The sequence below is a fragment of the Dermacoccus sp. 147Ba genome (genome assembly GCF_004151355.1).
Taxonomy (GTDB): domain Bacteria; phylum Actinomycetota; class Actinomycetes; order Actinomycetales; family Dermatophilaceae; genus Dermacoccus; species Dermacoccus abyssi.
Genome location: NZ_SEHL01000012.1, coordinates 17,178 through 29,514 on the forward strand (window position 1 = coordinate 17,178; position 12,337 = coordinate 29,514).

13 protein-coding genes are annotated in these 12,337 nt (G+C 66.7%); 10 read left to right on the forward strand and 3 right to left on the reverse strand.

Annotated elements, in window-relative coordinates:
* Positions 1 to 20: 20 nt before the first annotated feature.
* Both EVU97_RS13490 and dnaA read right to left on the reverse strand, forming a co-directional pair.
* On the reverse strand, positions 21 to 1,277 hold the full coding sequence (locus tag EVU97_RS13490; RefSeq protein WP_240730240.1) for a multidrug effflux MFS transporter: 1,257 nt from the start codon (positions 1,275 to 1,277) through the stop codon (positions 21 to 23).
* A gap of 52 nt (positions 1,278 to 1,329) precedes the next feature.
* Entirely contained in the window at positions 1,330 to 2,829 is a 1,500-nt protein-coding gene (dnaA, locus tag EVU97_RS13495) for a chromosomal replication initiator protein DnaA (RefSeq protein WP_047311220.1), read from the reverse strand.
* A 476-nt stretch (positions 2,830 to 3,305) separates the two neighbouring features.
* On the opposite strand from dnaA, the gene rpmH reads away from it, so the two are divergent.
* The 10 genes from rpmH (at position 3,306) to EVU97_RS13545 (ending at position 11,876) form a co-directional block, all read left to right on the forward strand.
* The gene (rpmH, locus tag EVU97_RS13500) at positions 3,306 to 3,443 is read left to right on the forward strand and encodes a 50S ribosomal protein L34 (RefSeq protein ID WP_047310858.1); all 138 of its coding nucleotides are present in this window, start codon (positions 3,306 to 3,308) and stop codon (positions 3,441 to 3,443) included.
* An 18-nt stretch (positions 3,444 to 3,461) separates the two neighbouring features.
* Entirely contained in the window at positions 3,462 to 3,881 is a 420-nt protein-coding gene (gene rnpA / locus EVU97_RS13505; RefSeq protein WP_129666546.1) for a ribonuclease P protein component, read from the forward strand.
* The gene (yidD, locus tag EVU97_RS13510; protein WP_047310860.1) at positions 3,878 to 4,207 is read left to right on the forward strand and encodes a membrane protein insertion efficiency factor YidD; all 330 of its coding nucleotides are present in this window, start codon (positions 3,878 to 3,880) and stop codon (positions 4,205 to 4,207) included. Before rnpA ends, yidD begins: the two co-directional genes overlap by 4 nt.
* Entirely contained in the window at positions 4,207 to 5,340 is a 1,134-nt protein-coding gene (gene yidC, locus EVU97_RS13515; protein WP_118913936.1) for a membrane protein insertase YidC, read from the forward strand. Before yidD ends, yidC begins: the two co-directional genes overlap by 1 nt.
* A 17-nt stretch (positions 5,341 to 5,357) precedes the next feature.
* Positions 5,358 to 5,855 (forward strand): R3H domain-containing nucleic acid-binding protein, encoded by a 498-nt coding sequence (locus tag EVU97_RS13520; protein WP_047310862.1) that lies wholly within the window; start codon positions 5,358 to 5,360, stop codon positions 5,853 to 5,855.
* A gap of 23 nt (positions 5,856 to 5,878) precedes the next feature.
* On the forward strand, positions 5,879 to 6,634 hold the full coding sequence (gene rsmG / locus EVU97_RS13525; RefSeq protein ID WP_231579517.1) for a 16S rRNA (guanine(527)-N(7))-methyltransferase RsmG: 756 nt from the start codon (positions 5,879 to 5,881) through the stop codon (positions 6,632 to 6,634).
* A gap of 1,028 nt (positions 6,635 to 7,662) precedes the next feature.
* A complete protein-coding gene (locus EVU97_RS13530; RefSeq protein WP_240730242.1) occupies positions 7,663 to 8,583 on the forward strand; it encodes a ParA family protein in 921 nt (306 codons plus the stop codon).
* A gap of 88 nt (positions 8,584 to 8,671) precedes the next feature.
* Entirely contained in the window at positions 8,672 to 9,889 is a 1,218-nt protein-coding gene (locus EVU97_RS13535) for a ParB/RepB/Spo0J family partition protein (RefSeq protein ID WP_129666548.1), read from the forward strand.
* Positions 9,882 to 10,265, forward strand: a complete 384-nt coding sequence (locus EVU97_RS13540) for a sulfite exporter TauE/SafE family protein (RefSeq protein ID WP_129666550.1) — start codon at positions 9,882 to 9,884, stop codon at positions 10,263 to 10,265. Before EVU97_RS13535 ends, EVU97_RS13540 begins: the two co-directional genes overlap by 8 nt.
* A 168-nt stretch (positions 10,266 to 10,433) precedes the next feature.
* Entirely contained in the window at positions 10,434 to 11,876 is a 1,443-nt protein-coding gene (locus EVU97_RS13545) for a sodium:alanine symporter family protein (protein ID WP_129666552.1), read from the forward strand.
* Positions 11,877 to 11,964: 88 nt separating this feature from the next.
* Here EVU97_RS13545 and trxA read toward each other — a convergent pair whose 3' ends face one another.
* Complete coding sequence (gene trxA / locus EVU97_RS13550) at positions 11,965 to 12,291, reverse strand: thioredoxin (protein ID WP_047310866.1); 327 nt, start codon at positions 12,289 to 12,291, stop codon at positions 11,965 to 11,967.
* Between the last annotated feature and the right edge of the window lie 46 nt (positions 12,292 to 12,337).

Here is a 12,337-nt window from a genome sequence, read left to right on the forward strand (position 1 = left end):
CCCGACTATCGGCCCCAAGCTCAAGACCGACGGGACGAGCCGGGGACAGTGCGTCGGACGCTCTGACGGAGCGCGTTGACGGGGCGGGTCGAGACGAGGTGCCACAGCCACATCGCGGCCCCGAGCATGACGAGACCGAGCGCCGTGACCGCCATCGTCCAGGCGCTCTCGGCCGCGAAAGGAGCCACGAGACCTGCCACGAGAGCGCTTGTCACGAGGTTGACGAAGGTGCCCGCCGACGCCGCGCTTCCGCGGGCGTGGGGGAACTGGTCAAGCATGGCAATTTGCAGGGTGGGCAGTGACAGCCCGATCCCATAGGCGATGAGAGCGGGAGCCACGATGGCCCACGGCAGGACGTCGCCGACCGGCGTCACCGAGACAATGGCGCCCGCTGAGGCCGCGAGGAGGGCGAAGCCCAGGCCGTAGGTGATCTGACGGTCGCTCGTCACCCGTCCGGCGAGCCGTCCACTCGTCCAGGATCCGGTGATCATGCAAGCCACCATCGGGACGAAGAACACCCAGAAGTCTGATTCGCCGAGACCGAGCAGTCCGATGAGGAACAACGGTGCGGCGGAGATGTAGAGGAACTGGCCCGCAAAGGAGAACGCGGCTGCGAAGGCCACGCGCATGAAGCGGCCGCTCCGCATTGCGGCGAGCAGCCCAGACACGAGTGAGCCCACGCGCAGCGGCGTCCGGTGCTCGGCGGGGAGGCTTTCCGGCAGAGAAAGAGCAACCGAGACGGCCATGATGATGCCGAAGGCGACGAGGAACCAGAAGATCGTGCGCCAGGAGCCCACCTGGAGGAGGAGCCCGGACAGGACGGGCGCCACGGCCGGTGCGACACCGAAGATCATCGAGACCTGGCTCATGAGTCGCTGCGCTTCCGCTCCCTCGAAGAGGTCACGGATGACGGTTCGCGCGATGATCTGCCCTGCACCGGCCGCGAACCCTTGGAACATGCGGAAGACGAGCAGCATCTTCAGGGAGGTCGACAGGGCGCATCCGATGGACGCGACGACGTAGACGCCGATGCCGATGAGCATGACGGGACGCCTGCCCACGGCGTCGGAGATGGGGCCGTGGAGCAGGCTCATCAGCGCGAAGGCGAGGAGGTAGACGCTGACGACCAACTGCATCGCGGCTGGTTCCACGTGAAACTCCGCACCCATTTCGCCGAAGGCGGGCAGCGGCGCATCGACGTTGAACGGGCCGAACATCGACAGGCCGGCCAGGATGAGGGTCAGCAGGACGCCGGCGCGTCGTGGGGCGGAAGTCACCGACCGAGCCTACGAGAGAGGGTGTGTTTCACGTGAAACACACCCTCGTGGATCAAGCGCTGCGGCGCCTGATCTGTGTCGTCAGCTCGGTGATCTGGTCGTAGATCGGCTGACGTTCGCCGATGAGCTGGCGGATCTTCTTCTCCGCGTGCATGACGGTGGTGTGGTCACGTCCACCGAAGTGCTGCCCCAGTTGGGGGAAGGAGTGCTCGGTCAGTTCACGCGAGAGATACATCGCGATCTGGCGCGCGGTGACGAGGTTGCGCGAGCGGGACGTGCCCTTGATGTCGTCCACCGTGACACCGAAATAGACGGCCGTCTCGGAGATGATCTGATGCACCGTGATCTGCCCGGTCTCACTCGGTACGACGTCCTTGAGGACGAACGCCGCCTTGGCCCGGTCGACCGGCTCCTTCTGGAGCGAGGCGTACGCAGCGACGCGGATGAGCGCGCCCTCGAGCTCTCGGATGTTCGTCGAGATCTTCGAGGCCACGAGTTCGAGGACGTCGTCGCCGATGTCCATGCGCTCGGCGTTGGCCTTCTTGCGCAGGATCGCGATGCGGGTTTCCAGTTCGGGAGGGTGCACGTCCGTCGTGAGGCCGGACTTGAACCGGCTGCGCATGCGGTCGGCGAACGTCGTCAGCTTCTCCGGCGGCTGGTCGGAGGTGAGCACGATCTGCTTGCCCGAGGAGTGAAGAGCGTTGAACGTGTGGAAGAACTCCTCCTGCGTCTGCTCCTTGCCCTGGAGGAACTGGATGTCGTCGATGAGCAGGACGTCGACGTTGTCGCGGTAGCGGCGCTGGAAGGTGGCCGCACGGTCGTCGCGGATGGAGTTGACGAAGTCGTTCGTGAACTCCTCGGAGCTGACGTAGCGCACCCGCAACTTGGGGTGGTAGTCGTGCACGTAGTGCCCGATGGCGTGCAGCAGGTGGGTCTTGCCGAGGCCCGAGTCACCGTGGATGAACAGCGGGTTGTAGGCCTGTCCGGGCTCCTCGGCGATCGCGATGGCGGCCGCGTGGGCGAAGCGGTTGCTGTCACCGATGACGAACGTGTCGAAGGTGTACTTCGGGTTGAGCCGTGGCGAGTACTCCTCGTCGCTCGGCGGCGGAGCGTCCGTGCGGCCACCCACGGAACGGGGGGGCAGAACGACGCCGGGGTGCGCCGATCGAGGACGCGGAACCTGCTCGGCCGCGATCTGGGAGCCGCCCGGCAGCGAGAATCCGAGTGTGCCGTCGGAGTGGTCGGGCTCCTGGGCGTTCATGTCGGGATTCGCATCTGCGCCAGTCTGTGCAGCACCTTCCGCATCGGCGCCCGCGCCGTCGAGTTCCTGGACTGCGGCCTGGAGGCTCTCGTCGACGGAGATGGCGACGCGAACCTGCTGTCCGAGCTGGTTCGAGAGTGCCTCGGCGACCTGGTCGCGCAGCGGACCTTCGAGCATGCGCTTGGTCTGTTCGAAGGGAACGGACAGCAGGACGTTCTCACCGATGAGGCCGACGAAGCGCGTGAGGTTGAGGAAGGCTCGGTCACGAGAACCGATGCCGTGCTTGCTCATTTCCGCCAGGGCGGCGTGCCACGTGCGTTCGTAGTCGACGGGTTCGTCGGTGGTCACGAAGGCTCCTCCTGGTGCGGTGCTCGTCTGTGGAACGCCCATACTAAGGGTGGTTTCCACAACGTTATCCACAGCCTGTGTACCGGAGTGTCGCGGCTTCGGGGCGCTGGAGAGGACAACGGGTTTGCTTCCGGACACGTTAACGGCGTGTCGACTGGATTTCACCCCGCCCGTATGAATCACACATGTGTTAGTTGCGCGTGCGCGCCGTTGAACATCGAGTCGCGCGTGTGTCGTTTTGACCGGCTTGGTCGCGGCCCGTACAGTTGACGGCGATTGTCTGCGCCCCAAATGGGGCTCGGGTCGAGACGCGCACATCGCCACATCGCCCGAAACAACCGAGAAATCGGCGGCGCGACAACTAGACCACCAGTACGACGGCGACGCGTCAGCGCTCGCCCATTTCATCGGAGATCGACGTGAGCAAGCGCACCTTCCAGCCCAACAACCGTCGCCGCGCCAAGACGCACGGCTTCCGTCTGCGTATGCGTACCCGCGCCGGCCGCGCCATCCTGGCCAACCGCCGCGCCAAGGGCCGCAGCAAGCTCTCCGCCTGAGCCTCGGCGGCAACGGCCGTGCTGCCAGCGCCTCACCGTCTGCGTGACGCCGGGCAGTACCGCGCCGTTCTGCGGAATCGCCGCTCCGGTCGAGCCGGCGGTTCGCTGCTTGTGGTCCAGATGATCGACGCCGACGCGTCCGGCCTCGCGCACCCGGAAAGGGTGGGGCCGCGCGTCGGTTTTGTCGTATCCAAGGCCGTGGGAAACGCCGTGGTTCGCTCGCGCACGAAGCGGGTGCTGCGTCATCTCGTGCGTGACGAGTTGCCTCGCCTCGATCCGAGTCTCGACATCGTCGTGCGCGCCAACCCGGCCATCGCCGGCGCCGGCACGGACGCCGTCCGTGCCGAACTGCAGCGCATGCTCACGAAGGCGCACAAGCGGATTCGGACCGACGACGGCGTTCCACGTGAAACGGCGAGTGCCGGAGCGGAGCGATGACGACGTCCACGGCCGACGATGTGACGGGTTGGCGACATGTTGCCGTCTGGCCCCTGCTCGTCATCGTGCGCTTCTATCGCCGCTGGATCTCGCCCGCGCTACCTGCTACCTGCCGGTTCTACCCGACGTGCTCGTCCTACGGCCTCACGGCGCTCACCCGGTTCGGGCCGATCAAGGGCACCTGGCTCACCCTGAAGCGTCTCGCGCGCTGTCACCCCTGGAACCCCGGCGGGGTCGACCACGTTCCACCGAAGGGCCACTCGGCCCACGGGGAGCACGGACGGTCCGACGCCGCACCTGCACCCGTCAAAGCGAAGGATGATTGATGCTTGACACCCTGCTCTATCCGCTCGAGTGGTTCGTCGCCGCCATCATGGTCGGCTGGCACAAGCTCTTCACCCTCGTCGGGCTGCCTGAAGCGTCGGGCTGGACCTGGGCCCTCTCGATCGCCGGACTCGTGATCGTCCTGCGTATCTTGCTCATCCCGCTCTTCGTCAAGCAGATCCACGCCTCGCGCCGCATGCAGCTCGTGCAGCCCGAGATGCAGAAGATCCAGAAGAAGTACAAGGGCAAGAAGGACCCGGAGTCCCGCCAGAAGCAGCAAGAAGAAATGATGGAGTTGTACCGGACCACCGGTACCAACCCCATGGGTTCCTGCATGCCGATCCTGCTGCAGGCACCGTTCTTCTTCGCGCTCTTCCGCGTGCTCAACAACCTCGACGACATCGCCCGCGGTGACCGTGGGCCCATCGGCTTCCTCACGAAGGAGCTCGCGAGCCAGGCCGAGAGCTCGACTCTTCTCGGAGCGAAGCTCTCGTCCACCTTCATGGGAACGTCGGGCTGGGGTGCAGCCAAGTGGGTCGCCGTCCTGCTCATCATCCTCATGTCGGCGACGTCGTTCATCACGCAGCACCAGCTCATGCGCCGCAACATGCCGAAGGCCGCGCTCGAGGGCCCGATGGCCAAGCAGCAGCAGATCATCATCTACCTCATGCCGCTATTCTTCGCGATCTCCGGTGTGAACTTCCCGATCGGTGTTCTCATCTACTGGTTCGTCACGAACCTGTGGACGATGTTCCAACAGTGGTACGTCATCCGTCGCATGCCGACCCCTGGTTCGGACGCCGAGAAGAAGCTCGAGGAGCGCAACCGTTCCAAGGGCCGTGAGCACAAGACCGTGACGATGGACGACCTGCGCAAGGAGAACGAGGGCAAGCCGAAGACGCGTTTCCAGCAGGCGATGGACCGCGCTCAGGAGCAGGCCAAGGCGCAGCAGGCCGCGAAGAGCGGTGCCACGCCGGCGTCCGCGAAGAAGGACAAGTCGGTGAAGACCTCGGACACCTCCACTGAGGTTTCCAGCCCGGTCAAGGAGAACGTCCGTCCGGCCAAGGCCCAGCAGACCGGCCCGCGTAACCAGCCCAAGAAGAACACCCCGCGCGCGAAGCGCAAGAAGAACTGAAAGCAGAGGTAGCAAGGATGTCCGAGAACACCTCCGCGCGTTCCGACGTGACGAACCTCGAGCGCGAGGGCGAGATCGCTGCCGACTTCCTCGAGAAGCTGCTCGACATCGCCGACCTCGACGGTGACATCGACGTCGAGGTCGACGGTGACCGCGCGTCCGTCTCCATCGTCGACTCCGAGGAGGGGCAGGTGCCCCGCTCGCTCGTCGGTTCGAACGGCAAGACCCTCGATGCGCTGCAGGAACTCATGCGCCTCGCCGTCCAGGCCGAGACGGGTGAGCGCAGCCGCGCGATGCTCGACATCGCCGGCCACCGCGCCGAGCGACGCTCGACGCTGGAGACCAAGGGTGCCGAGGCTGTCGCGCGCGTCAAGGAATCCGGCGAGAAGGTCGAGATGGAGCCGATGAGCGCGTTCGAGCGCAAGGTCGTCCACGACGTCGTGCTGGCCGCCGGTCTCACCTCCGAGTCCGAGGGCACCGAGCCGAACCGCTACGTCGTCGTTCTTCCGAACTGACGTTTCACGTGGAACGACCGGACGTGAACACCCCGGAGGAGCAGCCGACGATCGGTGAAGCGGCTCCACCGCCGCCCACTCCGGATGCCGCGCGAGAGTTTCTCGGTGCGCGTGTCGACGTCATGGAGCGCTACGTCGCGCACCTGTGTGACACAGGGGTGACGCACGGCCTCGTCGGGCCACGTGAGGTTCCGCGCATGTGGGAACGGCACGTGCTCAACTGCGCCGTCGTCCATCCCGGTATTGCGGACGAGAGCGCCGTCGCCGATATCGGCGCCGGCGCCGGACTGCCCGGCTTGGTGCTCGCCATCGCACGGCCGGACCTGCGCTTGACGCTCGTCGAGCCGTTGCTGCGCCGCACCGTCTGGCTCGAGCGCGTCATCGACGACCTCGAACTCGACAACGTCGAGGTGGTGCGGGCTCGGGCTGACGAGTTGTGGGGCAAGCGTTCGTTCGACGTCGTCACCTCCCGTGCCGTGGCCCGGATAGGCGAACTCGCCCGATGGTCGTTGCCCCTCGTTCAGCGGGGTGGCGAGATGTTCGTGCTCAAGGGTTCGAGCGCGGCTCTCGAACGGGACGAGGACGCCTCGATCCTGCGCAAGCTCAAGGTCGTCGAGGCGGACGTCGAGACGTGGGGCGCCGGAATTGTCGACCCGGAGACCGTCACCCTGCGCCTGAGTGTCGAGGGCGTGGCACCGCAGCTCACCCGGAAGCAGGCCGGAACCGGCCCGTCAACGGCGAAGAAGAAGGCGGCGCGCAGACAGGGTCGTCGCGACTGAGCCCAGTTTTCTTGACGTTGTCCCCAGGTGTGCCGGCTAGCCGGCACACCTGGGGACAACTGCGTTCGGGGCCGTTCGCGAAGGTGACACAATGGGCGGGCTCGTCAACGCGACTTCAAGGAGAAACGGTGACAACGACCGCACCCGTGGGCTGGCCGGCGATCACGCCGGGCGCCGCTGAATCTGCCTCTTCACCGACACCGGTGGGATGGCAGGGGTTGCCGACGTCGGCCGTTGAGGAAGTCGTCGTCGAGACCGCTGTCGACCTTGACGGCGCCCCTCGTGATTCACGTGAAACGAGGATGACGAACTCGGAAGGCGCAGAGTCAGTGGTGCTCGACCCGCAGACGCCGGTGCAGGCGGAGGCGCTCGAGCCGATCGCCGAGACCCCTGCTCCTGAGAACGATCCAGATGCCCGACGTGATGTTCCGGCGGACGATGCTTCAGGCGTCGCTCCCTCCGAGGCGAAGGGCTACGACATCCTCCTCGGGAGCCACGATGTTTCCCGTGAAACATCGCAGGTGGATCAGCCCGCGGTGACACAGCAGGACGGCGCTTCGACACACAAGCTCGAGGAAGTCGCCGTCGAGGACGAGGCCGCGGTGGGTGACGCGGCAACGACCGTCACCGAGGTACCGGCGGCAGATCCGGCCGAGGCGAGCGAGCCCGCCTACGTGCCTCGGCATCACGCGTCGGGGGCCGACATTTCGGCCTCTTCGGAGGGTGCAACGGCACCGGCGTCGACCGAGTCGGCCACCGCGGCCGGCGCCCTCAGCGCACCTGCTTCCATTGACGACGATGCTGCGCAGATCCCGGCCGACACCGCCTTGGCCGCTCAGGCTCTGCCCTCCCGCAAGGCTCGCCGAGCCGGACGACCGCGGGTGCCGAGTTTTGACCGCGTCACGGACGATGCCTGGCGCGAACAGGAACCCGACGAGGACGAGCCGGCGGTTCCCGCTTATGCCCCTCTCGGGTCGACCGTCACGCACGAGACGTCCGGCCAGGACATGATGACGAGCGAGGAACCCATGGAAACGCCGCTCGCGCAGAGCTCCGACGGGGAGCAGGAGGTCCGGGCACGCGCGGCCCGCGCCGCCCTCACGAGTGTGGAACGACTTCCGCGTCCGGCCCACCCGCGGGTGCTGACTGTGGCCAACCAGAAGGGTGGCGTCGGCAAGACGACGACCACGGTCAACGTGGCCGCCGCCCTCGCCCAGGCCGGCCTCCAGGTCCTCGTCATCGACATCGACCCCCAGGGCAATGCGTCCACGGCACTGGGCATCGAGCACCACTCGGACGTGGCGAGTGTCTACGACGTCATCGTCGAGGGCACGCCCCTGGCCGACGTTGTCCAGGAGTGCCCGGAGATCCCGGGCCTGTGGTGCGCTCCTGCCACCATCGACCTGGCCGGCGCGGAGATCGAACTCGTCTCGCTCGTCGCCCGCGAGTCGCGCCTGCACCGAGCGATCAACGCGCAACTTGCGGCGGCGAGTGACGAAGACCGCTACGACTACGTCTTCATCGACTGCCCGCCGAGCCTCGGTCTGCTCACGGTCAACGCCTTCGTTGCGGCGGACGAGGTCTTCATCCCGATCCAGTGCGAGTACTACGCTCTCGAGGGGCTGAGCCAGCTCCTCAAGAACATCGAGATGATCAAGATGCACCTCAACCCGGGCCTCCACGTCTCGACGATCCTGCTCACGATGTACGACGGACGCACCAACCTGTCCGCGCAGGTGGCCGAAGAGGTGCGCACGCACTTCCCGGACCAGGTGCTCGGCGCCCTGGTGCCGCGTTCGGTGAGAATCTCGGAGGCACCGAGCCACGGCGAGACGGTCATGACGTACGACCCGTCGAGTACCGGCGCTCTCAGCTACCGCGACGCTGCGAGGGAGATCGCGCTGCGCGGCACAGAGGTTCCGGAACCCTCCGGACGTATCGGCCGATGACGCCCACACACCACCCCGCCGGCTCGACCGGCATGTTCGGATCACGAGCCGTGAGCGGTTCGATCGACTCAGTAGGAAGTGGACTGCGATGAACGACAAGCGACGCGGCCTCGGGCGAGGTCTCGGTGCCCTCATCCCCAACGCGACCGAGCCGACACGGGTGACGCGACCCACCGACGTCTTCTTCACCGACAGCAAGCGCGAGCAGGCTGCTCAGGAGGCCGCCGCGGCCCCCGCAGCCCGTGAGTCGCGCTTCAGCGAGGCCCTCACGCCCCGCCCTTCGTACAACCAGCCGCGCGAGACCGAGCCCCGCACGGCGCCGCGCTCGGCCACGCACCGGCGTGCTGACCTCGCGGCCGCGGCGGCCGCGGTGACGCAGCCCGCCGGCAAGGCTCCCACCGTTTCACGTGAAACGGAGATCGAGAAGCTCGAGAACGCCACGCCGAGCGAGACGCCGACCGAAAAGGAACAGCCGGAACTCGCTCCCGTGCCCGGCGCCGAGTTCGCCGAGATTGCACCTGCGCTCATTCGCCCGAACCCGAAGCAGCCGCGGTCGGTGTTCGACGAGGAACACATGGCCGAGCTGGTCCACTCGATCGGCGAGATCGGCGTTCTCCAGCCCATCGTCGTGCGTCCCGTGCCGGCGGAAGACCCCGAGCACGCGACGACACCGTACGAGCTCATCATGGGTGAGCGCCGTTGGCGCGCCTCGCAGGAAGCCGGCCTCGAGGCCGTACCGGCCATCGTCCGTTCGACCACGGACGAGGACCTGCTGCGCGACGCGCTGCTCGAGAACCTCCACCGCAGCCAGCTCAACCCGCTCGAAGAGGCCGCCGCGTACGCGCAGCTGCTCGAGGACTTCGGCTGTACGCACGACGAACTCGCCTCGAAGATCGGTCGCAGCCGCCCGCAGATCTCCAATACGATCCGTCTGCTCAAGCTGCCCCCGGTCGTCCAGCGTCGTGTCGCAGCAGGCGTGCTGTCGGCCGGCCACGCCCGGGCCCTGCTCGGCATGAGCGACCCGGCCGCCATGGAGCGTCTCGCCCAGCGCATCGTCGCCGAGGGCCTCTCGGTGCGTGCCACCGAGGAGATCGTCGCGATCGGTGAGGACAAGAAGCCCCGCCGCACCGCCACGCCGCGGGAGCCCAACCCGGAGCTCGACGACCTCGCGTCGAACCTGTCGGACAAGCTCGACACGCGCGTCGGCATCACGATGGGCAAGAACAAGGGCAAGCTCACCGTCGAGTTCGCCTCCGTCGACGACCTCAACCGCATCATGGACGCCCTCGGGATCGATCGTGACTGAGCGCAAGAACCCCACGCCGGACGGCGACCTGCCTGAGAACTCCGAAGCCAAGGGCGCTCAGGGGGAGCACCTGAACCCCGACGGCAGCAGTGCCCTCGACTCGACGCAGGACGGACGCTTCACCCGCGACGACGTCGCGAACTCCCCGTTCCAGCAGGGCACGGACCCGTTGAGCGACCGGGCGATCGATCGGCGCACCGGTCGTCCCTCGATCCAGCTCATCGTCTTCGCGATCCTGGCCGTCGTATTCGGGTACTTCTTCGTCAGCGACCTCATCAACGGCGAGTGGCTGAAAGCCGTCCTCGGCGCGGCAGTGCTGGGCATCTGTGCGGTCGCAATCACCCGTGAGCTGCGGGGTGGGCGTCCCCGCGACTGACCGAACCATGCCCGCTCGAGCGGGCGAGCGCACCGGCCCCACGTCCGACATCGGGCGTGGGGCCGCTGTGCACACCCGCACAGACACACGGAACATCTGACGAAACACCGGCGTCTTCAACCAGTTTCATTCCGGCATCGGCTCTCTGCGCACCGTAGGGTACGGGGCATGGAAGCAGCAGCCGACTTCATTGCGACGATCAACGACAAGTTCTGGTATCTCGTCATCGCCCTGCTCGTGGCTGCGGGCCTCTGGTATTCGGCGCGCACCCTGGTGGTCCAGGTGCGGCTGCTGCCGGAGATGTTCCGAGCCATCAAGGAGACGCCCTCCGGTGCCGGCGAGAACGACGGGATCTCGGCGTTCCGCGCCTTCACCATCTCCGCGGCGTCCCGCGTGGGTACGGGCAACATCGCCGGTGTCGCGGTAGCCATCGCCATCGGTGGCCCCGGCGCCGTGTTCTGGATGTGGATGCTCGCCATCCTCGGTGGTGCCACCGCGTTCATCGAGTCCACGTTGGCGCAGCTCTACAAGGTGCGCGGCAAGGACGGCTACGTCGGTGGTCCGGCGTACTACATCCGCGAAGGCTTGGGCCGCAAGGGCATGGCCGCAACGTTCGCCGTCGTCATCACCGTGACGTACGGCTTCGTCTTCAACGCCGTGCAGGCCAACTCGATCAGCGCCTCGGTGCAGGCCAACTTCGACGACGCCAAGGGCCTGGCCTGGATCATCGGGCTCATCGTCGCCGCGCTGACCGCAGCCGTCATCTTCGGCGGCGTGCGTCGCCTCTCTGCCGTCACGGAGATCATCGTGCCGGTCATGGCCGTCGCCTACGTCGGCGTGGCGCTCGTCGTCGTCGCGATGAACATCGGCGAGGTTCCGGCGATGATCGGCCACATCGTCGGTCACGCCCTCGGCTTCGAGCAGGTCACGGGTGCTGCGTTCGGTGCGGCCCTCATGCAGGGCATGCGTCGTGGTCTGTTCTCCAACGAGGCCGGTATGGGTTCGGTGCCGAACGCCGCCGCAACCGCAGAGGTATCGCACCCGGTCAAGCAGGGTCTCGTGCAGGCCTTGGGCGTCTACTTCGACACGATCATCGTGTGTTCGGCGACGGCGTTCATCATTCTGCTGACGCAGCCTAAGTACGGCGTGAGCGACCCGGAGGGCATCGGACTGACGCAGACCGCCCTCCAGTCGCAGGTCGGATCGTGGGCCGGGCCGTTCCTGTCGATCGTCATCTTCTTCCTCGCCTGGTCGTCGATCCTCGGCAACAGCTACTACGGCGAGGCGAACATCCGCTTCCTCACCGAGTCCAAGCCGGGCGAGGGCCTGCTCACGGCGTTCCGTGTCGGCGTCCTCGTGTGTGTAGTCGGCGGTGCTCTTGGTTCGGTGGCCCTCGTGTGGAACATAGCGGACCTCGCGATGGGCATCATGGCCACGATCAACCTGCTTGCCCTGCTCCCGCTCGGCGGGCTGTCCGTGGCGCTGCTCAAGGACTTCCTCACGCAGCGTGCCGCCGGCAAGGATCCCGTGTTCGAACGCTCGAGCCTCCCGCAGGCGAAGAACGTCCAGCTCTGGGACGCGCCCCCGGCGCGCAGCGCAACACCCGAGTGATCGGCGCCTGACCTCCGTCAGCGCTCGACACGAAAGACTGCGGCCCCGTCGATTCGACGGGGGCCGCAGTCTTTGCTGAAAGCGATGATCAGCCGATGAAGGGCTCAAGCTCGCGCAGGAGCTTCGGCTTCGGCATGGCGCCGACGATCGTCTTGACGACCTCGCCGTTCTGGTAAACGTTCATCGTCGGGATACCCGTGATGCCGTACTTGGCGGACGTCGCGGGGTTCTCGTCGGTGTTGAGCTTGAAGACCTCGATCTTGTCGCCGTTCGCGGCGGCGATCTCCTCGAGGATCGGCGCGATGGCGCGGCACGGGCCGCACCATTCGGCCCAGAAGTCGACGAGGACGGGCTTGTCGTTCTTGAGAACGTCAGCCTCGAACGTGGCGTCGGTGGTGGGCTTGGTGGTTGCCATGGGGCATTCCTTCCGGGACGTCGGTCAGTGCTGGTGAAGAGAAACG